The organism is Micromonospora sp. NPDC049114 (genome assembly GCF_040648635.1).
Taxonomy (GTDB): Bacteria; Actinomycetota; Actinomycetes; order Mycobacteriales; family Micromonosporaceae; genus Micromonospora.
Window position 1 is genome coordinate 97061 of sequence record NZ_JBEZEA010000004.1, and the last position, 23873, is coordinate 120933.

Here is a 23873-nt window from a genome sequence, read left to right on the forward strand (position 1 = left end):
CAGGCAGGGGGCGGGGCGTGGCCGGGCGGCGGTGGCGGGGCCGCTAGGCTGGCTAACCGTGCTCGTACTCGTGGTGGACAGCTCGACCCCCGCGGTGACCGCAGCGTTGGTGGAGATCTCGGCGGACGGCGTGACGTCCCGGGCGTACCGGTGCACGGTCGACGCCCGCGCGCACGGTGAACTGCTCGCGCCCCAGGTTGACGCGGTCCTCGCCGACGCCGGAGCGCGCCCGCGTGACCTGGGCGCCATCGTCGCCGGGCTCGGCCCGGGGCCGTTCACCGGGCTGCGGGTCGGCCTGGTCACCGCCGCCACGATGGGGCAGGTGCTCGGCGTCCCGACGTACGGTGTCTGTTCCCTGGACGGCATCGGCTACCCGGCGGTGGCCGGCGAGCCGGTGCTGGCCGCGAGCGACGCCCGCCGCAAGGAGCTGTACTGGGCCGTCTACGACGGCGCCGGTCAGCGAATCGTCGGGCCCGAGGTGTCCACCCCGGCGGTGGCCGCCGCGCGCGCCCGGGAACTGGGGGCGACGGTCGCTGTCGGCGACGGGGCGCACCGCTACGCCGAAGCCCTGGACCTGCCGGTCCGGGTCGAGCCGCGCTACCCGGAGGCCACCGTGCTGGCGCAACTCGCCGCCGAGCGGATCCGGGCGGGCGCACCCAGCGAGCGGCTCACCCCGCTCTACCTGCGCAGGCCGGACGCCGTGGCGGCGATCGGTCGCAAACCGGTCCTGCCGTGAGCACGACGGTACGGCTGGACCCGTTCCGCTGGTGGCACATCGATGAGGCGATGCCCATCGAGAAGGACCTCTTCGGCGCGGATCACTGGTCGCCGGCGATGTTCTGGAACGAGCTGGCCAACGGGCACCACTACCGGGTCGCCACCGACGCCGACGGCGCCCTGCTCGGCTACGCCGGGCTCGCCGGAGCCCCACCGGACGAGGTGTGGGTGCAGGTCATCGCGGTCCGCCGGGACGTCCAGCGCCGCGGCGTCGGGCGTGTCCTGTTGGAGGAACTGCTCGCCGAGGCGGCCCGGCGTCACGCCCGCAGCACCCTGCTGGAGGTCGCCGTGGACAACGTCGCCGCCCAGCGGCTCTACGCGATGTACGGGTTCGAACCGATCGGGGTGCGTCGCGGCTACTACCAATCGAGCAACACCGACGCGCTGGTCATGCGGCGCGACGCCGAGCCGACCGGGGACGGACCACACGACCATGGCTGACGAACCGCTGATCCTGGGCATCGAGACCTCGTGCGACGAGACCGGCGTCGGCATCGTACGCGGGCACACCCTGCTGGCCGACGCGCTCGCGTCCAGCGTCGAGGAGCACGCCCGCTTCGGGGGCGTGGTGCCCGAGGTGGCCAGCCGGGCCCACCTGGAAGCCATCGTGCCGACCATGCAGCGCGCGCTGACCGAGGCCGGTGTCACCCTGGCCGACATCGACGCCATCGCGGTCACCTCCGGGCCCGGTCTGGCCGGCGCGCTGCTCGTCGGCGTCGCCGCCGCCAAGGGGTACGCGCTGGCGGCCGAGAAGCCGGTGTACGGCGTCAACCACCTCGCCGCGCACGTCGCGGTGGACACCCTGGAGCACGGCCCGCTCCCGGAACCCGCGATCGCGCTGCTGGTCTCCGGCGGGCACTCGTCGCTGCTGCTGGTCGATGACCTGGCCCGGGGCGTCACCCCGCTCGGCGCCACCATCGACGACGCGGCAGGTGAGGCGTTCGACAAGGTCGCCCGACTGCTGGGTCTGCCGTTCCCGGGCGGCCCGCCCATCGATCGGGAGGCCCGCGCCGGGGACGCCGCCTCGATCGCGTTCCCGCGTGGCCTCACCGCCGCCAAGGATCTCGCCGCCCACCGGTACGACTTCTCGTTCTCCGGACTGAAGACGGCTGTGGCCCGCTGGGTCGAGGCGCGGCAGCGCGCCGGCGAGCCGGTGCCGGTCGCCGACGTGGCCGCGTCCTTCCAGGAGGCGGTCTGTGACGTGCTGACCAACAAGGCGATCGCCGCCTGCCGGGCGCAGGGGATCGAGACGCTGGTGATCGGTGGGGGAGTGGCCGCGAACTCCCGGCTGCGGGCGCTGGCCGAGCAGCGGGCCGAGAAGTACGGCATCCGGGTGCGGGTGCCCCGGCCGAAGCTGTGCACCGACAACGGGGCGATGGTGGCCGCGCTCGGATCGCACCTGGTCGCCGCCGGGGTCGCGCCGAGCCGGCTGGACCTGCCGGCCGACTCGGCGCTGCCGCTGACAACTGTCAGCGTGTGACGGGGGCACCGGAGATGATCGTGCGGATGTGGGAGGCGCGCGCCGAGGCGTACGGCGTCGCCGACCTGATCACCTGGGTGTGCGACACCGCCCTGCCGGAGTTGGAGCACGACCCTCTGCACGTTTCCAGCGAGGTCTTTTCCTCCACCGACCACCGTGTCGTGGTCATCTCCAAGTGGCGCAGCAGCCCGCGTCCGTTGCCCGATCCGCCCGCCCTGCTGGTGGCCCGCGCCCCGCACTCCTGGGACTTCACCCAGGTGGATCGCTGACGGGGCCACCAGAGGCGGTGGTTCAGCTGCGGCGCAGCATCCGGTAGGTGGCGATCCCGCCGGTGCCGAGCGCGGCGAGGAAGACCAGCCAGACGACTGTGCTGCTGACCCCGACCTGCGGGCCGGTGTTCGCCGCGGCGGCGGCCAGCAACCCGTCCTGGCCGGGGGCGGGCAGCGCCGCCGGGGGCAGCTCCGGCCAGCGGACCAGCCCGGTGGACTCCAGCATCTGCATGTGGTGCTGCACGAAGGCGTTGGCGTCCTCGCACAGCTTGCGGACGGTCGCGTCGCGGGTGCTGGCCCGGACCGCGCCGATCACCGGAAAGATCTTGCCGTGGGCCACCCGGAGCCGGGTGACGAAGATCTGGTCGAACCGGGCGCCGGAGGCCTTCTGCATCTCGGCCAGCCAGCCCTTCTGCTCGGCGGTCGGCTCGGTGGGGATGGTCGCGCCGAGCTTGTTGGCGGCGTCCACGACGAGCTGGTCGAGCTTCTGGTGCTCGTTGGCGATGCCCGCACCGATCTCCCGGACCTTCGCCGACTGCCCCTTCTCGGCGGCCATCTGACCGGCCGGCATCTCCCACAGCCCGGCCAACCGCACACCGTTGAGCAGTGTCATGTCGGCGGCGTTGAGCTGCTGTCCGCCGGCGGGGGCGGCGATGGCCACTCCGGGCAGGACACCGACCCCCGCGATGATCGCGATGAGCAACATCGCCGCGCGGTGCATCCGGTTGCCCGGCCGACGACGGGCGGATCTGAGCGGTGCCATGTCTGCGGTGCCTCCTCGGTCCGGACCGAAACGCGTTCGGACCGGGCAGCCGCATCCTGCCGACCGCCCGTCCGCCCACTGGTACGGACTGATCGCCCGATCAGTTCATCGGTACGTCCCGTGGAAATGCGTGCTGTGGACGAGCCGGAGCCCTCCGCGCGACGCCGGTCAGCGGGTGACGGCGAGGAAACCGCCGAGCAGCAGCAGGGTGAGTGCGGCCACGGCGAAGAGCACCAGCAGCTCCCGGCGGCCGTGCCCGATCTGGTCACCGGCGTCGGCCGTCGCGGCGGCGGGGTCGGGCAGGGCCGGCAGGTCCCGGGTCAGCGCGGCCAGGTCGCCGAGGGTGCGGGAGGCCCACACCGCGCCGGCCCGCTCGTCGAACTCGTCAAGCGTGAGCCGGCCCTCGGTGGTGTGCCGGTGCAGCTCGGCGACCACCCGGTGGCGGTCGTCGTCGGAGGCGCGCAGCTCGACATCCACGCCGGACAGGGTACGCGGATCAGCCCACGTCGAGGGGGTCGGCGAGGAGCCGTTCGAAGGCCAGTTCGGCGGCGCCGATCAGGGGCGCGTCCTCGCCCAGTTTGGGTGTGCGCAACCGGACGTGTTCCAGGCAGGCGCCGAGGGCGTTGGAGTTGAGTCGACTGCGGATCTGGGCGGCCGCGGCGAGGTAGAGGTCCCGCATGGTGCCGCCGAAGATGACCATTTCGGGGTTGAAGACGTTCACCAGGTTGGCCACCCCGAAGCCCAGCCAGTCACCGGCCTTGCGGACCGCCGTCTGGGCGCGGGCGTCCCCCCGGTCGGCGGCGTCGAAGACAGCAAGCAACGCGTCGCGGCCGCGGGCGTCGGACCGTCCGGCCGCGCGGAGCAGGCCGTGCTCACCGATCTCGGTCTCCCAGCAACCCCGGGCGCCGCACTCGCAGGGCATGCCGTCACGGACCACCTTCATGTGGCCGACCTCGCCGCCGTACCCGCCGTGTCCGGTGAGTCGCCGCCCACCGGCGATGATGCCGGCGCCGACGCCGACGTCCCCGTACAGGTAGATGACGTTGTCGCAGCCGGCCGCGACTCCCCGGGCGTGCTCGGCGAACGCCGCCACGTCGGCCACGTTGCCGACCGTCACCGGCACGTCGAGGCCCAGTTCGGCGCCGAGCGCGGCGCCGATCGGCTCGTCCACCCAACCCGTGGTGGGGCCGAGCCGGACGAGGCCGTCCTCGCGGCGGACCATCCCGCAGACCGCGACGCCAGTGCCGACGCAGATCGCGTCGGCGGGTACCGCCTGCTGCATCTCCTTGACCGCGCCGGCCAGCATCGGCGCGGCCTCCGCAGCCAGCAGCCCGCGTGGGCGGTCCAGCTCCCGGCGGTCCAGCACCGCGCCGCCCAGGCCGACCCTCGCGGCGCGCAGCCGGTCCACCTCGACGGAGTACGCGTACGCGTACACCCGGGCCGACTCGGGCCGGACGACAATGGACGGTCGTCCGGCCCGGCCGGTCTCCTTCGGCGTTCCCTCGCTGACCAGTCCGACGCTGGCCAGGTCGACGGTGAGCGCGCCGATGGTGCTCCGGTTCAGTCCCAGCGCGGTGGTGAGTTCGGCCCGGGTGGTCGCCCCGTGGACGTGCACGTGCCGCAGCAGGGCCCCGAGGTTCTGCCTCCGGACCTCCTCCTGGCTGGGTGCCGGGCGCATGCTGGTGCTACCTTCCGCGCGGTCAGCGGGTGCCGGTGGCTGCCGCGCGGCGACGGGAGAGCGCGTCGACGCTGGCGGCGAGCAGCAGCACGACGCCGGTGACCACGTACTTGACTCCCGCGCTGTACCCCATCAGGCCCATTCCGTTTTCGATGACCGCGACCACCGCGCCGCCGAGGATGGCGTCGAGGACGCGGCCCTTGCCGCCGAAGAGGCTGGTGCCGCCGATGACTGCCGCGCCGACCGCGTAGAGCAGTACGTTACTGCCCCCCGTGTTCGGGTCGACCGAGTTGGCCCGGCTGGCCGCCACGATGCCTCCGACGGCGGCCATCGACGAGCAGATCATGAAGACCGAGATCCGGATGCGGTCGACCCCGATGCCGGCCCGGCGGGCCGCTTCCCGGTTGCCGCCCACGGCGTAGATGTGCCGGCCGTAGCTGGTGCGCTGCAGGACGAAGGCCCAGATGACCAGCAGCACCGCGATGATCGGCACCACGATCGGCACGCCCTTGAGCGAGCTGATCAGGACGTTGCGGCTGCGCTCCAGGTTGAGGACGTACACGGCGGTGCCGAGGATGATGGCGAGCCCGGCGATCCGGAGCGCCACCACGGCGATCGGGTCGGTGATCAGGCCGCGGGCCACCCGGTTGCGGTGCCGCAGCAGTTGCACCGCCGCGTAGCCGGCGACCGCGAGGATGGCGAACGCCCAGCCCAGGGCGGGGCTGAGGTTGCGGTTCGCGATGGCGACCAGCACGTTGTCGCGGACGGAGATGTTGGTGCCCTCCTTCACCAGCAGCAGCACGATGCCCTGGAAGGCGAGGAAGCCGGCGAGGGTGACCACGAAGGACGGGATACCGACCTTCGCGACGAGCATGCCGAGGGTGGTGCCGATGACCAGGCCGGTGGCGATCGCGGCGAGCACCGCAACCCACCAGGGGTAGCCGAGCACGGTGACCACGTTGGCCAGTACCGCCGCGCAGACGCCGCTGGCGAAGCCGGCGGAGAGGTCGATCTCGCCGAGCAGCAGCACGAAGACCAGACCCATCGCGATGAGCGTGACCGCGGCGCCCTGGGTGAAGAGGTTGGCGAAGTTGCCGGCCGACAGGAACGACGACGGCCGCATGACCGCGAACACGGTGCAGAGCACGATCAGGCCGAGCACGGCCGGCAACGCGCCGACGTCGCCACCGCGTACCCGACTGATGTAGTTGCGGGCGTGTCTCCCGACGGTCGGCGGCGGTGTGACGGCCGCCGGGCCGTCCTTGCGCACGGCGGTGGTGGTCATCGGACGCCTCCTGAGATCGAGTCGGCCGCCTGCGGGCCGTCGCCGTTGCCGCCCGGGTCGGTGGCGAGGCCGAGCCCGCCCGAGCGGCCGGCGGTGATCAGCTCAACCACCTGGGCGTGAGTGATGTCGGTGGTCTTCACCTGGGCGACCATCTGGCCGAGGTACAGCGCGGCGATCCGGTCGGAGACGGCGAAGACGTCGTTCATGTTGTGCGAGATGAGGACCACGGCCAGGCCGTTGTCGGCGAGGCGGCGGACCAGTTCGAGGACCTGCGCGGTCTGTGCCACACCGAGCGCCGCGGTCGGCTCGTCCAGGATGACGAGCTTGCTGTTCCACAGCACCGCCTTGGCGATGGCCACGGTCTGGCGCTGACCGCCGGAGAGGCTGGACACGTGCTGGCGAAGCGAGGTGACGGTACGGATGGAGAGCCCCGCAAGGGTCTCGGCGGCAAGCTGTTCCATGGTCGGCTCGTCCAGGACGATGCCGCTGTGCTTCTCCCGGCCGAGGAACATGTTCTGCACGATGTCCAGGTTGTCGCAGAGCGCGAGGTCCTGGTAGACGACCTCGATGCCGAGGGCTGCGGCGTCGCGGGGGCTGCCGATGTGCACCTGTTCGCCGTTGAACAGGACCTCACCGGCGTCGGTGGGGTAGATGCCGCTGATGCACTTCACCAGGGTCGACTTGCCGGCGCCGTTGTCGCCGACCAGAGCGGTCACTTCGCCCGGGTGGACGGTCAGGGCGACGTCGCGGAGCACCTGGACGGGACCGAAACTCTTGTCGATCCCGCGGAGCTCCAGCAGGGGGGTCGCGGACACGGGGGTCTCCTTCTTAAGGGAGGGTCGGGGCCCGTCCGGCGGGCGCCGCCCGGCACGGGAGGGGTGCTCCCGTGCCGGGCGGCGGTGGTCGTCCCGGCGGGTACTGCGGCGTCGGTCAGCTGATGCCGGCGTCGGCGCAGGCCTTGGCGTACGCCGCGGTGCAGACCGTTTCCTTGGTCACGTAGCCGTCGGCGATGACGTCCTTGATGTTGTCCTTGTAGATGGCCTTCGGGGTGAGCAGCACCGAGGGGACGTCACGGCCACCCTCCGGGTCCTTCACCGTCTGGCCGGTGTCCTTCTTCTCGCCCTTGGCGAGCGCGATGGCCAGGTCGGAGGCGGCCTTCGCCTCTTCACGGACGGCCTTGTAGACGGTCATGCACTGGTCACCGGCGAGGATGTTCTGCAGGCCCTCGGTGCTGGCGTCCTGGCCGGTCACCGGCACCTTGCCGTTGAGCTTGTTCTTCTTGAGGATCGAGATGGCCGCGTTGCCGAGACCGTCGTTGGCGGCCAGCACGCCGTCGATCTTGCCGTTGGCCTTGGTGAGCTGCTGCTCGAAGATCGTCGTGGCCTGCGCGTTGTCCCAGGCCGGCACGGCGTCCTCGGGGCCCTTGACGTACTCCTTGGAGTCGAACTTCGGCTTGAGCACCGAGTCGTAGCCGGCCTTGAACAGGGTGGCGTTGTTGTCGGTGGGGGAGCCGTTCAGGTACGCCACGACGGGGTTCTTGACGTTCTTCTCAGTCAGGCACTTCGACAGGCCCTCGCCCTGGAGCTTGCCGACGGTCTCGTTGTCGAAGCTGACGTAGTACTGGGCGGAGCCGCCCAGGGTGAGCCGGTCGTAGTCGATGGTGGCGACGCCCTGCGACTTGGCCTTGTCGAGCACTGCCTTACCGGTGCCGGAGTCCAGGTTGACGATCATCAGGGCGGTGACGCCGCTGGTGATCATCTGGTCGGCGATGGTCTGGAAGGCGGTCTTATCGTTCTGGGCGTTCTGAATGTCGTACTTGACGCCGGCGGCCTTGAACGCCTCTTCCAGGAACCTGCGGTCCGCGGTCTCCCACCGGGCGGAGGACTTGCTGTCCGGGAGGATGACGCCGATCTTGGGGGTCTTGGCGGAGCTGGGCTTGTCGGAGCCGGAGTCGTCGCCGCAGGCGGTCAAACCGCCGGTCGCGAGCAGGCCCACGGCGGCGATGGTGAGGATCCCCTTACGCATGTGCAGGGTCCTTTCGGAGGTGGGGGAGGTGTTGTTTTGTTGTGTCCGGCAACGTATTTCGCGTCACACTGGTCCCACAAGACCGCGCAGGTGCCAAGTTTGTTGGAAGCGATAACAATTCAGCAACGCGACTGTTACTCCCCGGGTATCCCACGGGGAGCCGACGTAACGACTGTCGTCAGCGGGTCTGCAACGGCGCGGTGCGGGCCTCGGTCAGCGCCACCAGATCCGCCGCGGCCAGTTCGAGTTGCAGGCCGCGTCGACCAGCCGAGACGTAGATCGTCGGCAGATCCAGCGCGGATTCGTCAAGCACGGTGGGCAGGCGTCGGCGCTGCCCGAGCGGACTGATCCCGCCCCGTACGTAGCCGGTGGCCCGCTCGGCGACCGCCCGGTCGGCCATCGTCGCCCGCTTGCCGCCGACCGCCGCCGCGAGCGCCTTGAGGTCCAGCTCGCCGGTAACCGGGACGACCGCCACGGTCAGCGCGCCGTCGACCTCGGTCACCAGCGACTTGAACACCCGCTCGGGCGCCACGCCGAGCGCCTCGGCGACCAGCGCGCCGTAGTTCGGCGCGTCCGGGGAGACCCGGTACGGATGGGTGCGATACGCGATCCCACGCTTGCCCAGCAGCGCCGTCGCCGGAGTGCCCTGTCCCGCCACACCGACGACGCTAGTGGACCGGGTGGCCGACCAGCACGGTCGGTGCCCCGGCGGTCCGGGTGAGCACCAGGCTCGCCGCCTGGTCGCCGGCCAGCCGCAGATCCCGCCGCAACTGCTCCGGCGTGAGCGCGGAGCCCCGCTTGAGGATCTCCACCCGGCCCACCCGCCGCTCGCGCAGCAACGCCCGCAGGCGCTTGAGCGAGAACGGCAGCACGTCGGTGATCTCCAGACACCTGGCGTACGGGGTGCGGGTCGGCCGGTCGGCGTAGAGGTAGGCGATGCTCGGGTCGGCCAGCGTGGCGTCCAGCTGGTCGGCCAGCTCGGCGACGAGATGCGCGCGGACCACCGCCGGGTCCGGGTCGTACAGGTAGCGGCGCGGTGGCCCGACCGACGCCTCGGTGGCGCCCGAGCCGGTGAGCTGGAAACGGTGCGTCTCGGCGCCCACCTGTCGGTAGAGGGTCGCGCGGCGGGGCACCTGGGCCAGGTCGCCGCACCAGAGCGCGGCCTCGACCAGGTCGCCGTCCACGCCTACCCACTCCGCCTCCGCGCCCGCCGGGATGAGCGCGTGGTCCAGGCCCGGCGCCACCTTCACCACCGTGCGCGGCACTCGCTCGGCCAGCCCGGTGACGAAGTCCCACGGCGGCGAGTAGGCGCGCGGGTCGAAGATCCGCCGACCGGTGCCGCTCGTGCGTCGGGCCGGGTCACAGAAGACGCCGTCGACCCGCGAGACGTCGAACGCCGTGGCGTCGCCGCACTCGACAGTGAACAGCTCGGCCAGCCCCGCGGCGGCGGCGTTGGCGGCGGCCATCGCGGCGGTCACCGGGTCGGCCTCCACCCCGTACACCCGGATGCCGGAGCGGGCGGCGGCGAGCGCGTCGGCGCCGAGGCCGCAGCCGAGGTCGGCCAGCGTGCGTACGCCCGCCGCGCGCAGGCGCTCGGCGCGACGCTCGGCGACGACCCGGCGGGTGGCCTGCTCCAGCCCGGCCCGGGTGAGGAACATCCCGGCGGCGGCCGGGCCGAACTTGCCGACCGCCCGGTGACGCAGCTCGGCCTGGGTGAGCGCCGCCGCGGCCAGCGCGGGCGGCACCCCGGCGGCGCGCAACGCCGACGCCGCCGCCAGTGGATCACCGCCGGCCAGCCCGGCCGCCGCCGTGAGGGCGGCCGACCCCTCAGGGGTACGCAGCGCCGCCAGCTGTTCGAGATCCACCCGGCCATTGTCCCGGCCGAGGCGGAAATACCGGCTGGCGGGGCGCGACTCGCTGGCACTCTCCTTGACGGAGTGCTAGCCACGGAATAACCTGCGATTAGCACTCTCACCCTGAGGGTGCCAGCTTCCGGGTCTCGCGACCCGGGTGCGCACGCCAGGCGGACCGGCACCCGCGACGACGGCCCCGCCCGGTGGCATGAGGCAGATTGACGCTGGTCAGCCCCGCTGGCCGGCAACGAAACCAGTACCCCAGGAGGGTATGCCCGTGACTACCGCGACCAAGGTTGCGATCAAGCCGCTCGAGGACCGCATCGTGGTCCAGGCGAACGAGGCTGAGACCACCACGGCGTCGGGCATCGTGATCCCCGACACCGCCAAGGAGAAGCCGCAGGAGGGCACCGTCCTCGCTGTCGGCCCGGGGCGCGTCGACGACAACGGCAACCGGGTTCCGGTTGACGTGCAGGTCGGCGACACCGTCCTCTACTCGAAGTACGGCGGCACCGAGGTCAAGTACGCCGGCGAGGAGTACCTGGTGCTCTCCGCCCGCGACGTCCTCGCGGTCATCGAGAAGTAAGCAACCGATCAGTGTCGCTGCCCCGGTCCGGCTCGCCGGGCCGGGGCAGCGTCGCTTCGAAGGGACATTCATGGCGAAGATCCTGAGCTTCTCGGACGACGCCCGGCACCTGCTGGAGCACGGTGTCAACGCCCTCGCAGACGCGGTCAAGGTCACCCTCGGCCCGCGCGGGCGCAACGTCGTCCTGGACAAGAAATTCGGTGCGCCGACGATCACCAACGATGGTGTGACCATCGCCAAGGAGATCGAGCTCACCAACCCCTACGAGAACCTCGGCGCGCAGCTGGTCAAGGAGGTGGCGACCAAGACCAACGACGTCGCCGGCGACGGGACCACCACCGCGACCGTGCTGGCGCAGGCGATGGTCCGCGAGGGCCTGCGCAACGTGACCGCCGGGACCAACCCGGCCGGCCTCAAGCGGGGCATCGACGCGGCGGCCGCCAAGGTCTCCGAGGCGCTGCTCGGCCGGGCCGTCGAGGTCGCCGGCAAGGAGTCGATCGCGAACGTGGCGACGATCTCCGCGCAGGACGCCACCATCGGCGAGCTGATCGCCGAGGCGATGGAGCGGGTCGGCCGCGACGGTGTCATCACCGTCGAGGAGGGCTCGATGCTCACCACCGAGCTGGAAGTGACCGAGGGTCTCCAGTTCGACAAGGGCTTCATCTCGCCGAACTTCGTCACCGACCTGGAGGGTCAGGAGTCCGTCCTGGAGGACGCGTACATCCTGGTCACCACCCAGAAGATCTCGGCGATCGAGGAGCTGCTGCCGCTGCTGGAGAAGGTCCTGCAGAACAGCAAGCCCCTGCTGATCATCGCCGAGGACGTGGACGGTCAGGCGCTCTCCACCCTGGTGGTCAACTCGCTGCGCAAGACCCTCAAGGTCTGCGCGGTCAAGGCCCCGGGCTTCGGCGACCGGCGCAAGGCCATGCTCCAGGACATCGCGATCTCCACCGGCGCGGAGCTGGTCGCCCCGGAGCTGGGCTACAAGCTCGACCAGGTCGGCCTGGAGGTGCTCGGCAGCGCCCGGCGCGTCGTGGTCGACAAGGAGAACACCACGATCGTCGACGGCGGCGGCCAGAAGGCCGATGTCGACGACCGGGTCTCGCAGATCCGCAAGGAGATCGAGGCCTCCGACTCCGACTGGGACCGGGAGAAGCTGGCCGAGCGGCTGGCGAAGCTCTCCGGCGGCATCGCCGTGATCAAGGTGGGTGCGGCGACCGAGGTCGAGATGAAGGAGCGCAAGCACCGCATCGAGGACGCCATCGCGGCGACCAAGGCCGCGGTCGAGGAGGGCACCGTGCCCGGCGGTGGCGCCGCCCTGGTGCAGATCCTTCCGGTGCTCGACGACGACCTGGGCTTCACCGGTGACGAGAAGGTCGGCGTCTCGATCGTGCGCAAGTCGCTGGTCGAGCCGCTGCGCTGGATCGCGCAGAACGCCGGTCACGACGGTTACGTCGTGACGCAGAAGGTCGCCGGCATGGAGTGGGGCAACGGTCTCGACGCCGCCAAGGGCGAGTACGTCGACCTGGCCAAGTCCGGCATCATCGACCCGGTGAAGGTGACCCGCAACGCGGTCACCAACGCCGCCTCGATCGCCGGTCTGCTGCTCACCACCGAGAGCCTCGTGGTGGAGAAGCCGGAGCAGGCCGAGCCGGCCGCCGCCGGTGGGCACGGCCACGGCCACGGCCACCAGCACGGCCCGGGCTTCTGATCCGGTAGCGACACCCGTTGCGGGGCACACCGTCGTACGGCGGTGTGCCCCGGTTCGTCTCCGCGATCATTACCAAGCGCTGACGTGGTTGGCGACCCGGCGAGACGAACGCGCACACTGGGCCGATGAGCACCACGTCGCGGCGGTACGCCGCGCTGGCCGGAGTGACCGCCGCCGCCGTCGCGATCGGGATCGCGGAGCCGGTGGCGGTGCTGACCGGCCCCCGGTCGGCGCCACTGGTCGCGGTCGGCGGGGTGGTGGTCGACGCCGTCCCCGAGCCGCTCAAGCAGTTCGCCATCGACGTCTTCGGCACCGCCGACAAGATCGCCCTGCTGACCGGAACGGCACTGCTGCTGGGTGCCTTCGCCGCGCTGCTCGGGATGCTGGCGGTCCGCCGGCTGGCCCTGGGCCTGGCCGGCATCGCGGCGTTCGGCGTCGTCGGTGTGGCCGCCGCGCTGACCCGCTCCGGCGCGGACGTCTTCGACGCCCTGCCGTCGTTGGTCGGTGGCACGCTCGGCGCCCTGGTGCTCTGGCTGTTCATCGCCGGCCCGTTCGAGCTGGACCCCTGGCCCTGGGCACCACCCGCCGACCCCCGCTCGGCAACCACGCCGGTGTCGCCCGCCGGGCCGACTGAGAGCCTGCCGATCCCAGTGACCCCCGCCGCCCCGCCGGTGCCGGTGACCCCCGCCGCGCCGGCCCCGGCTGTCGATCCGGAGTCGCGCCGACGGTTCCTGACCGGCACCGGCGTACTGCTCGGCACGGCGGCCGTGGCCGGTCTCGGCGGGCGCTGGCTGTCCGGTCGACGCGGTGTGTCCGCCGCCCGGGACGCGATCCGGCTGCCCGCGCCGATCGCCCCGGCACCGGCGGTGCCGGCGGGCGCGGACCTGTCGCTGGCCCAGCTCGCGCCGTACGTCAGCCCGAATTCCGGGTTCTACCGGATCGACACCGCCCTGGTGGTGCCGCAGGTGAACCCGGACACCTGGCGGCTGCGCATCCACGGCCGGGTGGGCACCGAGCGCACCTACAGCTACGCCGATCTGCTGGCCCGGCCGTTGGTCGAGCGGTACGTCACACTGGCCTGCGTCTCGAACGAGGTCGGTGGCGATCTGATCGGCAACGCCCGCTGGCTGGGCGTACCCCTGCGGGAACTGCTGGACGAGGTGCAGCCGGAGCAGGACGCCGACCAGGTCGTCGGCCGCTCGGTCGACGGTTGGACCTGTGGCACCCCCACCGCAGCGCTCCGCGACGGACGGGACGCGCTGCTGGCGATCGGCATGAACGGCGAGCCGTTGCCGGTCGAGCACGGGTTCCCGGTCCGGATGGTGGTGCCGGGCCTCTACGGCTACGTGTCGGCCTGCAAGTGGGTGACCGAGCTGGAGCTGACCCGGTTCGCCGACTTCGACGCGTACTGGGTGCCGCGCGGTTGGTCCGCCCAGGGCCCGATCAAGACCCAGTCGCGCATCGACGCCCCGCGTCGGCGCAACCGGTTGACCGCCGGTCCGGTGACGGTGGCCGGTGTGGCCTGGGCGCAGCACCGGGGCATCAGCCGGGTCGAGGTACGCGTCGACGACGGCCCCTGGCAGGAGGCGGAGCTGGCCCCGACGGTCTCGGTGGACACCTGGGTGCAGTGGTCCTGGCGCTGGGACGCCACGCCTGGCGACCACCGGCTCCAGGTCCGGGCAACCGACGCGACGGGCGAAACCCAGACCGAGCGTACGCAGAGCGTCGCCCCGGACGGCGCTACCGGCTGGCACACAGTCCCCGTCAACGTCCGCTGATCTGGCTCACGCCGTGCACTGAGCCGGTCGGGGCCGCGCGCTGAGCCCGTCGGCGGCCAAGGGAGGACCTGCACCTTCGTTCTTCCTTTGCTCTGCTTCAACCCAGGAAACACGCCGTGTCCGTTATTCGGACAGGGGGTGTTTCCTCCGCTGAAGCAGAGCAAAGGACCGCAGGCATACCGCCGGCATCGCACCGGCAGAGCAAAGGACCGCAGGCAGAGCACCGGCAGAGCAAAGGACCGCCGGCATACCGCCGGCAGAGCAAAGGACCGCCGGCATACCGCCGGCATCGCAAAGGACGGCAGGCCTACCGGTGGGTGGGCAGAGCGAAAACGTTCAGCGCACGGCTGCGTGGGCCTGGCATGGCGGCGGAGCGAGCGGCGGCGCCGGTCCGCCGTCCGTCAGAAGTTGCCTCGCGGTCGTGGTGCCGTGACGCGAAACCGCGCTCCCCATCGGGAGCGCGGTTTCGGAGAGTGCTGGTGTGTCGGGTCAGGCGACGTTGCGCTGGGCCGGGACCGTCGACTTGTGCGGGCGGCCCAGTCGCGCCTCCAGGCGGGCGACGTCGACCCGGATCTGCCGCCGGTCGGCCAGGTCCTCCCAGCCGACGGCGAGCAGGCGCAGCCGCTCCGACTCGCTGAAGCCCCCCCAGACGCCGTACGGCTCGCGGACCGACAGGGCGTGCGCGGCGCATTCGGCGCGGACCGGGCAGGCGCGGCAGACCGACTTGGCGGCGGACTCCCTGCGCAGCCGGGAGGAGCCCCGCTCCCCGTCCGGGTGGAAGAACTGGGCGCTGTCCCGGCCCCGGCAGGCACCGAGCCGCTGCCAGTCCCAGAGATCGACGATGGGTCCGGGCAGTCTACGTACGTTCGACATCAGCACCCCTCCTCCCGCGCGGCACCGCGAGAATTCTTGTGGCCGGCTTCCGGGCGGCGGGCCGCGCAGGCGCACCGTTCCCGGCCTGGACCTCCCGGTACCCGGGCTGTCGTCGGCTCACACGTGTGTGATCCAAAACGTCTGACAACTTGCGGCTTTTGCCCCATCTGTCGGAAAAGTTCAGATGATTGCCGGGAACCCCCTCCCCAGCCGACGCCGTCATGGTCTGCTCGTGTGCGGAGAGGAGACCACCACAGTGCGTACCGTTCTTGTGTGCGTTCGGACACCGCTCGCGGCTCAGCACCTCACTTCTGCTGCCGCCCGGCTGGGGTTGTCCGCGATCGTCCGTACCGCCGTCTCCGATCCCGAGGTGATGCTGCGACTCGCCGAGCGGCCAGCCGACGTGGTCCTGGCCGACACGGCACTCACCCGGCCGGACAGCGCGGGCTTCGTCCGTCGGGTGCTGGCCCGCGCGCCGCAGGCCGCGGTCCTGCTGCTCGGCGCCGAGGAGTCCGAGGCCGCCGCCGCCACCATCAGCGCCGGCGCCCGGGGTCTCATCCAGAACGCCGACCATGACCTGACCAGCGCGGTCGCCAAGGCCCTGCTGCTGCTCACCGCGCCCGGACGGGCCTCCCGGCAGCGGGTCACCGACCCGGCGCGGGACACCGCGGCGGTCGGCGGCTCGGGCCGCTCCGCGCCATCGGTCCGCGGCTCTGCCGAACCCGGCTGGACGGCCGCGCCCGGCGACGGGTCGCCGGGCATGCCGTCGGTGCCGGTGCAGCGGGGCGACGACGAGGTCGAATCGGCGACCGACGGGTCGGCCGCCGGCCCGACCGACCCGAACCGGCCCGCCCCGAGCGCCCGCCCCAACCGGGCGGCGATCGGGCTCACCGAACGGGAACTCCAGGTGCTGCTCGGCATGGCCGAGGGCAAGAGCAACGCGGAGATCGGCCGGGAGCTGTTCGTGTCCGAGGACACCGTCAAGACACACGCGCGACGGCTGTTCCGCAAGCTCGGCGCCCGGGACCGTGCCCACGCCGTCGCCGCCGGTTTCCGCGCCGGCCTGGTCTCCTGACCCGCGCACCGGGGTCAGCCAGCGATCAGTCGGCCGTGGTGGCGGTGCCCGGTTCGTCCTCGGTGCCCTCGGTCAGGGTGTCGTGCACCCCGTCGGCGTATCCACGGGCGTAGTCCCAGGTCACGTAGTGGTCCGGGTCCGGGTCGTACGCCGGCTCGTGTACCCGGGGCCGCCCCGAGTTGAGCAGGTGCCGCAGGTTGCCCCGCAGCAGGTCCCAGTCGAAGTAGTGCGGTTCCCGGCAGTCCTCGCATTCGATGACCAGCCCGCGCACCCCGATGGGCGCCAGCAGGGCCTGGTAGATCTCCAGGTCGGCGAGGTCCTCCAGCACATCCTGCCGCTCGACGTCGGTCAGCGGATCCGGCGTCGCGTCGTCGCCCGGATCGTCCAGGCCCGCGGTCGGGTCGGCCGGGTCGCCGTTGAACGGGTCGATGGGCTCGTCGTGCACCCCCTCACCGTAGACCCAACGCGGCGCGAACGTCCGCCCCCCGGCACGGTGCCGACGCGGCCGCCGCCGACGGAGGTCGCCCAGGTCACTGGGTACGATAGGACGACGTGCCGGCACCGTGGCGTGTTCCGGTGCCCGCCCGCGCCACCTCGCTGAAGCCCATCCGAGCAGCTCAGGGGAGCAATCGTGGAAAATTCGCCCAGCACCGATCTTCCGGCCGGCGTCGAGCACGCCGACCTGGGCGGCCACCTGCCCGAGCTGCCCGCCGGCTCGGCCCGGGTCGTTCCGCTCGGGCTCACCTTCGATGACGTGCTGCTCCAGCCGGGCGAGTCGGACGTCGTCCCCAGCCGGGTCAACACCCGGACGAAGCTCACCCGCGGCATCGAACTGACCGTTCCGCTGCTCTCCAGCGCCATGGACACGGTCACCGAGGCGCGGATGGCGATCGCCATGGCCCGCCAGGGTGGCATCGGCGTGCTGCACCGCAACCTGAGCGTGGAGGACCAGGCCCTCCAGGTCGACCTGGTCAAGCGCTCCGAGTCCGGCATGATCACCAACCCGGTGACGGCCAGCCCGGACGACACCCTGCGCGAGGTCGATGAGCTGTGCGGGCGCTACCGCATCTCGGGTGTGCCGGTGGTGGACGGCGAAGGTCAGCTGGTCGGCATCGTCACCAACCGCGACATGCGTTTCGTCTCCGAACCGGAGACCCCGGTCCACGAGATCATGACCCGGACGCCGCTGGTCACCGCCACCGTCGGCGTGAGCAAGGACGACGCGCTGGCGCTGCTGCGTCGCCACAAGGTCGAGAAGCTGCCGATCGTGGACGACTCGGGTCGGCTGCGCGGGCTGATCACCGTGAAGGACTTCACCAAGAGCGAGCAGTACCCGAACGCCACCAAGGACGACGCGGGCCGGCTGCGCGTGGCCGCCGCCGTCGGCGTCGGCGAGGACTCGTACAAGCGGGCCCGCACGCTGGTCGACGCCGGCGTCGACGTGCTGATCGTGGACACGGCGCACGGGCACCAGCGGGCCGTGCTGGACATGGTCCGCCGGCTCAAGAAGGACGTCACGATCGACATCGTGGGCGGCAACGTGGCCACGTACGCAGGTGCGCGGGCGCTGGTCGAGGCCGGCGCCGACGGGATCAAGGTGGGTGTCGGCCCCGGCGCGATCTGCACGACCCGGATCGTCGCCGGAGTCGGCGTCCCGCAGATCACGGCGATCATGGAGGCGGCCCGTGCCGCCCGCCCGGCCGGCGTCCCGGTGATCGGCGACGGCGGTATCCAGTATTCGGGCGACATCGCCAAGGCCCTGGTCGCCGGCGCCGACACGGTGATGCTCGGCAGCCTGCTGGCCGGCTGCGAGGAGAGCCCCGGCGAGCTGATCTTCATCAACGGCAAGCAGTACAAGGCGTACCGCGGGATGGGCTCGCTCGGCGCGATGCAGTCCCGGGGGCAGGCCAAGTCGTACTCGAAGGATCGGTACTTCCAGCAGGACGTGCTCGCCGAGGACAAGCTGGTCCCCGAGGGTGTCGAGGGGCAGGTGCCCTACCGGGGCCCGCTGTCCGCGGTCGCCCACCAGCTCACCGGCGGGCTGCGGGCCGCGATGGGGTACGTCGGCGCGGAGAGCATCCCCGAGCTGCACCGGCGTGGCCAGCTGATCCGGATCACGGCGGCGGGGCTCAAGGAGAGCCACCCGCACGACATCCAGATGACCGTCGAGGCGCCCAACTACCACTCCCGCTGACCATCCCCCAACAACCTGGAGTCCCCCATGCGTGACGTGGTCGAGATCGGGCTGGGCAAGACCGCGCAGCGCGGTTACCACCTGGACGACATCGCCATCGTGCCGAGCCGCCGGACCCGGGACGTCGACGACGTCTCGACCGCGTGGCAGCTCGACGCGTACCCGTTCGGCATCCCCTGTGTCGGGCACCCCTCGGACGCCACGATGAGCCCGTCCTCGGCGGTCCGGCTCGGTCAGCTCGGCGGTCTCGGCGTGCTCAACGTCGAGGGGCTGTGGACCCGCTACGAGAACCCGACGAAGGTGCTGGAGGAGCTGGCCGGCCTCGACGAGGACGCCCGCGCCACCAAGCGGCTCCAGGAGGTGTACGCCGAGCCGATTCGCCCGGATCTGATCGCCGAGCGGGTCCGCGAGCTGCGCGCCGGCGGCGGCACGGTGGCGGTGCGGGTGTCCCCGCAGCACACCCTGGCGCTGGCCCCGGTCATCCTGGACGCCGGCGTGGACATCCTGGTCATCCAGGGCACCATCGTGTCGGCCGAGCACGTGTCGACTACCGACGAGCCGCTGAACCTCAAGGAGTTCATCGCCGACCTCGACCTGCCGGTCATCGTCGGCGGTTGCACCGACTACAAGACGGCGCTGCACCTGATGCGCACCGGCGCGGCCGGCGTGATCGTGGGCATCGGCGGCGACGACTGGTCGACGACCGAGTCGGTGCTGGGCATCCGGGTGCCGATGGCCACCGCGATCGCCGACGCCGCGGCGGCCCGTCGGGACTACCTCGACGAGACCGGCGGCCGGTACGTGCACCTGATCGCCGACGGCGACATCCAGACCTCCGGTGACATCGCCAAGGCCCTCGGCTGTGGCGCGGACGCGGTGATGCTCGGCGAGCCGTTGTCGCTCTGCGACGAGGCGCCCGCCGGCGGCGCCTGGTGGCACTCGGCGGCCAGCCACCCGTCGCTGCCCCGCGGCGCGTTCGAGGTCGCCGGTGAGCCGCTCGGGTCGATGGAGCAGCTGCTCTTCGGCCCGGCGGACGAGGCCGACGGTCAGCTCAACCTGTTCGGCGGGCTGCGCCGGGCGATGGCCAAGTGCGGCTACCGCGACCTCAAGGAGTTCCAGAAGGTCGGCCTGGTCCTCGACCGCTGACGATTCGACGCTGGAAGGCCGGCCCGCGATCGCGCGGAGCCGGCCTTCCGTCGTCTGCCGGTAGGGCTGTCGCCCTCGATACGGCCATCGGACGACGTGTTGCTGGCTACGCTCGTTCCTGACCGGGGATGGCGGAGAAGGAGTCGTGCATGGTCCTGAGCGGACGCTCACCGTCCCGCCGCCGGCTGACCGCCGCCCTCACGGCGCTGAGCTGCGCCGTCACGCTGACCGCCGCCTGCACGGGCGACGACGACGGCGGGTTCCGACCCGGTGCCGCGGACATCGGCGACCCGTACGTGCCGGGCCGCGGCAACGGCGGCTACGACGTCACGCACTACGGGCTGGACGTCCGCTACGACCCGAAGACCGACCGGCTCACCGGTCGGGCGACAATCACGGCGACTGCCACCCAAAATCTGTCCCGGTTCAACCTGGACCTGGTCGGCCTGAACGTCGGCGCGGTCACCGTCGCCGACGAGCGCGCCGAGCACCGCCGCGACGACGGTGAGCTGGTGGTGACCCCGCGCGACCGGCTTGCGCGCGGCCGGGCCTTCACCGTGGTGGTCGACTACGCGGGGGTGCCGACCGCCGTGACCGATGGTGAGCTGGGCAGCGGCGGCTTCCTGCACACCGACGACGGGGCGATAGCTCTCGGCCAGCCCGACTCCGCGGCCACCTGGTTCCCGGTCAACGACCACCCGTCGGACAAGGCCAGCTACGACATCGCGGTGACCGTCCCGGACGGACTGTCCGCGTTGAGCAACGGGGTGCCCGGGCCCAGGAGCAGCGCCGACGGGTGGACCACCTGGCGCTGGTCGGAGCGCACCCCGATGGCGAGCTACTTGAGCACCCTCGTGATCGGAAACTATCGGGTGGTCACTGGCGAGCACGCGGGGCGCCCGCTGGTCACCGCCGTGGCGGCGAGCCTGCCGGCGAACGGTGGGGCTGCCGGTTCACTGGCCCGCACCGGCGAGATCGTGGACTTTCTGGCCAGCCGTTTCGGCCCGTACCCGTTCGACGCGTACGGCGGGATCGTGGTCGCCGACGACCGGGTCGGGTACGCGTTGGAGACCCAGTCGCGGCCGGTCTACGGGCCCGCCTTCTTCACCGACGACCGTCCCAATCCCGGCGTGGTGGCGCACGAGCTGGCCCACCAGTGGTTCGGCGACAGCGTGTCCCTGCACCGGTGGAGCGACATCTGGCTCAACGAGGGCTTCGCCAGCTACGCCGAGTGGCTGTGGGAGGAGCACGACGGCGGCCGGACCGCGCAGCGCAACTTCGAGGTGCAGTACGCGTCGACCGACTGGTCCCAGCCGTCGGTCGAGCCGGGACGGGAGCGGATGTTCGGCACCGCCGTCTACAAGCGTGGCGCGCTCGCCGTGCACGCGCTGCGCCGGACGGTCGGTGACGACATCTTCTTCCGCATCCTGCGCACCTGGACCACGGAGCGGGCGTCCGGCACCGCCACCACCTCGGACTTCGTGGCGCTGGCCGAGCGGGTGGCCGGCCGGCAGCTTCGGCCGCTCTTCGACGCGTGGCTGGTGGGCGGAGCGGCACCGACCCTGCCGTGACGGCCCCGTGATCATCTGTCGATAGGCTGCCGCCTGCGATCGGGCAGGAGCGCCGGTCGCGCGGGGTGGCGAGGCCCCCCGCACCGGGCGTACGGGGAGGGTTCGTGATGCGGGGAACGCGGCGCAGGCTGCGGGTGGGTGCCGGTCTGCTGGTGACCGGGGCGCTCGTGCTGTCCGGATGCGACTCGTCCACCAAGGAGGCCGCGGCCCCGACGCCGAGCGCGTCCCCGACGCCGTCGCGGACCTTCACCGCCGGGGCGGCCGGGGTCGGCGACGCGTACTTCCCGACCTACGGCAACGGCGGGTACGACGTCGGGAAGTACACCGTGAAGGTGCGCTACGACCCGGCGAAGGACCAGTTGACCGGTACGACGACGGTGCAGGCCACGGCGACGGCGGACCTGTCGACGTTCAACCTCGACCTGGCCGGTCTGACGGTCAAGACGGTCACCGTGGACGGCACGCCGGCCACCCACAGCCGGGAGAAGAACGAGCTGGTGATCAAGCCGGCGGCCGGCCTGATCACGGGCAACGGGTTCGTCGCGGAGATCGTGTACGAGGGCGTGCCGAAGCCGCTGAAGAACGAGGTGCTCGGCGAGGGCGGCTTCCTGCACACCGCCGACGGCGCGATCGCGCTGGGCCAGCCGGAGTCGGCGAGCACCTGGTTCCCGGTCAACGACCACCCGTCCGACAAGGCCGCGTACGACTTCGAGATCACCGTCCCGCAGGGCGTCACCGCAGTCAGCAACGGCGTGCCGGGCGGCAACACCACCAAGGACGGCTGGACCACCTGGAAGTGGTCGGAGAAGTCGCCCATGGCCAGCTACCTGAGCACCGTGGTGATTGGCAAGTTCCGGATCACCACCGGCCAGCACAAGGGCAAGCCGGTCTACAGTGCCGTCACCACGAAGGTGGCCAAGGGCGCGTCGGACGCGTCGATCGCGCAGACCGTCAAGGTGGCCGACTACCTGGAGAGCGTCTTCGGGCCGTATCCGTTCGACGCGTACGGCGGCGTGGTCGTCTCGGACAGCCGCATCTCGTACGCGCTGGAGACGCAGAGCCGCCCGGTCTACTCCGCCGGCTTCTTCCGGCGGGGCGAGAACACCGAGGTGGTCGCCCACGAGCTGGCCCACCAGTGGTTCGGCGACAGCGTGGCGCTGGCCAAGTGGGAGGACATCTGGCTCAACGAGGGCTTCGCGACGTACGCGGAGTGGCTGTGGGCCGAGCACACCAAGCAGTACACCGCCAAGCAGGCGTTCGACATCCGCTACGAGCGGGTCCCGGCCGCGGTGTGGAAGACCCCGCCGGGCAAGCCGGGGATGAAGGACCTGTTCAGCGAGTCGGTCTACCAGCGTGGCGGGATGACCCTGCACGCGCTGCGGGTGGCCGTCGGCGACAAGGCGTTCTTCCAGATCGTCAAGACCTGGGCGGCGGAGAAGCGCAACGGGACCGCGACCACGGCCGAGTTCGTGGCCCTCGCCGAGCGCATCTCCGGCAAGCAGCTCGACGCCCTGTTCGAGGCGTGGCTCAACGGCACCAAGAAGCCCGCCCAGCCCAAGAAGCTCTAGGGCCAGCCCCCGCGATCTTGCACTTTCTGCCCCGGCGAAAGGGGCAAGTGCGGCGCAATCGTCGACCGAAAGTGCAAGATCGCGGGGCTGGGGGCTGGCGGGGTCAGGTCTTGACGACCAGCTTGGGGTGGGCCGCGAGGTACGCGTCCGCGCGGCCGGCCCGGAGTTCGGTGATGAACGTCCGGCCCTCGCTGGTGAGTTGTTCGCCCCGGTAGGCGCTGCCCTTGCCGACACCCGCGCCGGGCAGGCCGACCAGCACGAACTTGTTCTCCGGCACCCCGCTGAGCGCGTACGCCAGGTCGACGATCCGGTTGCCGCCCACGTAGATCAGGGTGTCGCCCAGCGCGGCGACCACCTGGTCGACGCGCTCCGGCTGCCGGGCCAGGCCCTCATCGAGGATCTTGCGGGTCAGTGCTCGGACGAGCTGCTGCTGGTGGCGCTGGCGGGCGTAGTCGCCGCCGGTGATGTAGCGCTGCCGCGCGTAGTCCAGCGCCTGCCACCCGTTGAGGTGCCGCTCGCCCTTTTCGTAGACCTGCTGCGGCCCGGTGTACCCGCCGGGGGCGCTGTCCCGGTACTTGCCGTCGGGCTTGCGGTGCAGCGAGGCGACCCGCTGGTCGACGTAGATGTCCACCCCGCCGAGGGCGTTCACCAGCCGGTCGAACCCGGTGAAGGTGAGCACCGCCCCGGCGTCGATCCGCAGGCCGGTGTAGCCGCTCACCGTGCTGCGCAGCAGCTCGTACCCCTGGGCGGTGCTCGGCTGCTTGGGCTTGCCCGGCACCCTGCTGCCGAAGCTCATCGAGTGGGTGAGCTTGGTCCTGCCACCCTTGTAGCCGGCCTTCGGAAACGCCGGAATGTCCACCAGCAGGTCGCGGGGGAGCGAGAAGAGGTACGCCCGGCCCAGCCCCTTCGGCACGTGCAGCACCAGCACGGCGTCGGAGTGCGGTTCCCAGCCGGGAACGCTGACCCGGGTGTCCACCCCGACGAGCAAGAGCGTCAGCGGGCCGGTGATGTTCGCGCCCGGAGGCGGGCCGGTCGGGCTGGGCGTGGCCGTGGGCGTGCCGACCGGCGACGGGCTCGGCGAGCCGGCCACCGGAGTGCCGGCGGGCGAGTCGCCCCCGGTCAGCCGGGTGATCACCACCGTGCCGCCAGCGATCAGCGCGACGACGGCGAGGGCGGCCAGCCCGAGCACCAGCCACCGTCGCCGCGGCTCCATCGACCCCAGGTTCATCGTGTTTTCCTTC

At 71.7% G+C, this 23873-nt stretch carries 23 protein-coding genes; 12 read left to right on the forward strand and 11 right to left on the reverse strand.

What is annotated here, in order from left to right:
* Positions 1-58 precede the first annotated feature (58 nt).
* The 4 genes from tsaB to AB0B39_RS15380 are packed head-to-tail and all read left to right on the forward strand — an operon-like array spanning position 59 to position 2526.
* On the forward strand, positions 59-736 hold the full coding sequence (gene tsaB / locus AB0B39_RS15365; RefSeq protein WP_357494424.1) for a tRNA (adenosine(37)-N6)-threonylcarbamoyltransferase complex dimerization subunit type 1 TsaB: 678 nt from the start codon (positions 59-61) through the stop codon (positions 734-736).
* A complete protein-coding gene (rimI, locus tag AB0B39_RS15370; RefSeq protein ID WP_357574599.1) occupies positions 733-1218 on the forward strand; it encodes a ribosomal protein S18-alanine N-acetyltransferase in 486 nt (161 codons plus the stop codon). Before tsaB ends, rimI begins: the two co-directional genes overlap by 4 nt.
* Positions 1211-2257: a tRNA (adenosine(37)-N6)-threonylcarbamoyltransferase complex transferase subunit TsaD gene (tsaD, locus tag AB0B39_RS15375; RefSeq protein ID WP_357494420.1), complete on the forward strand. Its 1047-nt coding sequence runs from the start codon at positions 1211-1213 to the stop codon at positions 2255-2257. The genes rimI and tsaD overlap by 8 nt, the downstream gene beginning before the upstream one ends.
* Before the next feature lie 14 nt (positions 2258-2271).
* Entirely contained in the window at positions 2272-2526 is a 255-nt protein-coding gene (locus tag AB0B39_RS15380) for a hypothetical protein (protein ID WP_039906914.1), read from the forward strand.
* A 22-nt stretch (positions 2527-2548) separates the two neighbouring features.
* Here the strand turns inward: AB0B39_RS15380 and AB0B39_RS15385 are convergent, their stop codons facing one another.
* The 8 genes from AB0B39_RS15385 to AB0B39_RS15420 form a co-directional block, all read right to left on the reverse strand.
* On the reverse strand, positions 2549-3289 hold the full coding sequence (locus AB0B39_RS15385) for a DUF4142 domain-containing protein (protein ID WP_234591094.1): 741 nt from the start codon (positions 3287-3289) through the stop codon (positions 2549-2551).
* A 168-nt stretch (positions 3290-3457) separates the two neighbouring features.
* Complete coding sequence (locus AB0B39_RS15390) at positions 3458-3766, reverse strand: DUF1707 domain-containing protein (protein WP_234591092.1); 309 nt, start codon at positions 3764-3766, stop codon at positions 3458-3460.
* 19 nt (positions 3767-3785) lie between these two features.
* Entirely contained in the window at positions 3786-4967 is a 1182-nt protein-coding gene (locus AB0B39_RS15395) for an ROK family protein (RefSeq protein ID WP_234591089.1), read from the reverse strand.
* A gap of 22 nt (positions 4968-4989) precedes the next feature.
* Positions 4990-6252 (reverse strand): ABC transporter permease, encoded by a 1263-nt coding sequence (locus tag AB0B39_RS15400; protein WP_357574600.1) that lies wholly within the window; start codon positions 6250-6252, stop codon positions 4990-4992.
* A complete protein-coding gene (locus AB0B39_RS15405) occupies positions 6249-7067 on the reverse strand; it encodes an ATP-binding cassette domain-containing protein (protein WP_234591084.1) in 819 nt (272 codons plus the stop codon). Before AB0B39_RS15405 ends, AB0B39_RS15400 begins: the two co-directional genes overlap by 4 nt.
* A gap of 115 nt (positions 7068-7182) precedes the next feature.
* Positions 7183-8277, reverse strand: a complete 1095-nt coding sequence (locus AB0B39_RS15410; RefSeq protein WP_234591082.1) for a substrate-binding domain-containing protein — start codon at positions 8275-8277, stop codon at positions 7183-7185.
* A gap of 178 nt (positions 8278-8455) precedes the next feature.
* On the reverse strand, positions 8456-8935 hold the full coding sequence (ybaK, locus tag AB0B39_RS15415) for a Cys-tRNA(Pro) deacylase (RefSeq protein ID WP_357494415.1): 480 nt from the start codon (positions 8933-8935) through the stop codon (positions 8456-8458).
* Between the two features lie 10 nt (positions 8936-8945).
* A complete protein-coding gene (locus AB0B39_RS15420; RefSeq protein WP_357574601.1) occupies positions 8946-10142 on the reverse strand; it encodes a methyltransferase domain-containing protein in 1197 nt (398 codons plus the stop codon).
* Positions 10143-10401: 259 nt separating this feature from the next.
* Here AB0B39_RS15420 and groES point away from each other — a divergent pair, with 259 nt between their 5' ends.
* The 3 genes from groES to AB0B39_RS15435 all read left to right on the forward strand — a co-directional run bounded on the left by groES (position 10402) and on the right by AB0B39_RS15435 (position 14205).
* Positions 10402-10716: a co-chaperone GroES gene (gene groES, locus AB0B39_RS15425; RefSeq protein ID WP_030330046.1), complete on the forward strand. Its 315-nt coding sequence runs from the start codon at positions 10402-10404 to the stop codon at positions 10714-10716.
* 70 nt (positions 10717-10786) lie between these two features.
* Entirely contained in the window at positions 10787-12427 is a 1641-nt protein-coding gene (gene groL, locus AB0B39_RS15430) for a chaperonin GroEL (protein ID WP_357494411.1), read from the forward strand.
* A gap of 125 nt (positions 12428-12552) precedes the next feature.
* Positions 12553-14205 (forward strand): molybdopterin-dependent oxidoreductase, encoded by a 1653-nt coding sequence (locus AB0B39_RS15435; RefSeq protein ID WP_357574602.1) that lies wholly within the window; start codon positions 12553-12555, stop codon positions 14203-14205.
* 489 nt (positions 14206-14694) lie between these two features.
* Here the strand turns inward: AB0B39_RS15435 and AB0B39_RS15440 are convergent, their stop codons facing one another.
* Positions 14695-15078 (reverse strand): WhiB family transcriptional regulator, encoded by a 384-nt coding sequence (locus AB0B39_RS15440; RefSeq protein WP_234589302.1) that lies wholly within the window; start codon positions 15076-15078, stop codon positions 14695-14697.
* A 256-nt stretch (positions 15079-15334) separates the two neighbouring features.
* Here AB0B39_RS15440 and AB0B39_RS15445 point away from each other — a divergent pair, with 256 nt between their 5' ends.
* Positions 15335-16153 carry a response regulator transcription factor gene (locus tag AB0B39_RS15445; RefSeq protein WP_357574603.1) on the forward strand — a complete coding sequence of 273 codons (819 nt, stop codon included), beginning with the start codon at positions 15335-15337 and terminating at the stop codon, positions 16151-16153.
* A 25-nt stretch (positions 16154-16178) separates the two neighbouring features.
* Here the strand turns inward: AB0B39_RS15445 and AB0B39_RS15450 are convergent, their stop codons facing one another.
* A complete protein-coding gene (locus AB0B39_RS15450; protein ID WP_234589304.1) occupies positions 16179-16598 on the reverse strand; it encodes a DUF5319 domain-containing protein in 420 nt (139 codons plus the stop codon).
* A gap of 186 nt (positions 16599-16784) precedes the next feature.
* Here AB0B39_RS15450 and guaB point away from each other — a divergent pair, with 186 nt between their 5' ends.
* The 4 genes from guaB (at position 16785) to AB0B39_RS15470 (ending at position 22632) form a co-directional block, all read left to right on the forward strand.
* Positions 16785-18347, forward strand: a complete 1563-nt coding sequence (guaB, locus tag AB0B39_RS15455) for an IMP dehydrogenase (RefSeq protein ID WP_234589309.1) — start codon at positions 16785-16787, stop codon at positions 18345-18347.
* Positions 18348-18374: 27 nt separating this feature from the next.
* Positions 18375-19493: a GuaB3 family IMP dehydrogenase-related protein gene (locus AB0B39_RS15460; protein ID WP_234589311.1), complete on the forward strand. Its 1119-nt coding sequence runs from the start codon at positions 18375-18377 to the stop codon at positions 19491-19493.
* Between the two features lie 149 nt (positions 19494-19642).
* Positions 19643-21064, forward strand: a complete 1422-nt coding sequence (locus AB0B39_RS15465) for a M1 family metallopeptidase (protein WP_357574604.1) — start codon at positions 19643-19645, stop codon at positions 21062-21064.
* A gap of 107 nt (positions 21065-21171) precedes the next feature.
* Positions 21172-22632 carry a M1 family metallopeptidase gene (locus AB0B39_RS15470; protein WP_357494402.1) on the forward strand — a complete coding sequence of 487 codons (1461 nt, stop codon included), beginning with the start codon at positions 21172-21174 and terminating at the stop codon, positions 22630-22632.
* 103 nt (positions 22633-22735) lie between these two features.
* Here AB0B39_RS15470 and AB0B39_RS15475 read toward each other — a convergent pair whose 3' ends face one another.
* Positions 22736-23860 carry an LCP family protein gene (locus AB0B39_RS15475; protein WP_357574605.1) on the reverse strand — a complete coding sequence of 375 codons (1125 nt, stop codon included), beginning with the start codon at positions 23858-23860 and terminating at the stop codon, positions 22736-22738.
* Positions 23861-23873 lie beyond the last annotated feature (13 nt).

What these genes read in the sequence shown, in the direction of transcription:
- tsaD (WP_357494420.1), top strand. Translation starts at nt 1,211, where the DNA reads ATGGCTGACGAACCGCTGATCCTGGGCATCGAGACCTCGTGCGACGAG.
- AB0B39_RS15380 (WP_039906914.1), top strand. Translation starts at nt 2,272, where the DNA reads ATGATCGTGCGGATGTGGGAGGCGCGCGCCGAGGCGTACGGCGTCGCC.
- AB0B39_RS15385 (WP_234591094.1), bottom strand. Translation starts at nt 3,289, where the DNA reads ATGGCACCGCTCAGATCCGCCCGTCGTCGGCCGGGCAACCGGATGCAC.
- AB0B39_RS15395 (WP_234591089.1), bottom strand. Translation starts at nt 4,967, where the DNA reads ATGCGCCCGGCACCCAGCCAGGAGGAGGTCCGGAGGCAGAACCTCGGG.
- AB0B39_RS15400 (WP_357574600.1), bottom strand. Translation starts at nt 6,252, where the DNA reads ATGACCACCACCGCCGTGCGCAAGGACGGCCCGGCGGCCGTCACACCG.
- AB0B39_RS15410 (WP_234591082.1), bottom strand. Translation starts at nt 8,277, where the DNA reads ATGCGTAAGGGGATCCTCACCATCGCCGCCGTGGGCCTGCTCGCGACC.
- groES (WP_030330046.1), top strand. Translation starts at nt 10,402, where the DNA reads ATGCCCGTGACTACCGCGACCAAGGTTGCGATCAAGCCGCTCGAGGAC.
- groL (WP_357494411.1), top strand. Translation starts at nt 10,787, where the DNA reads ATGGCGAAGATCCTGAGCTTCTCGGACGACGCCCGGCACCTGCTGGAG.
- AB0B39_RS15435 (WP_357574602.1), top strand. Translation starts at nt 12,553, where the DNA reads ATGAGCACCACGTCGCGGCGGTACGCCGCGCTGGCCGGAGTGACCGCC.
- AB0B39_RS15440 (WP_234589302.1), bottom strand. Translation starts at nt 15,078, where the DNA reads ATGTCGAACGTACGTAGACTGCCCGGACCCATCGTCGATCTCTGGGAC.
- AB0B39_RS15460 (WP_234589311.1), top strand. Translation starts at nt 18,375, where the DNA reads ATGCGTGACGTGGTCGAGATCGGGCTGGGCAAGACCGCGCAGCGCGGT.
- AB0B39_RS15465 (WP_357574604.1), top strand. Translation starts at nt 19,643, where the DNA reads ATGGTCCTGAGCGGACGCTCACCGTCCCGCCGCCGGCTGACCGCCGCC.
- AB0B39_RS15470 (WP_357494402.1), top strand. Translation starts at nt 21,172, where the DNA reads ATGCGGGGAACGCGGCGCAGGCTGCGGGTGGGTGCCGGTCTGCTGGTG.
- AB0B39_RS15475 (WP_357574605.1), bottom strand. Translation starts at nt 23,860, where the DNA reads ATGAACCTGGGGTCGATGGAGCCGCGGCGACGGTGGCTGGTGCTCGGG.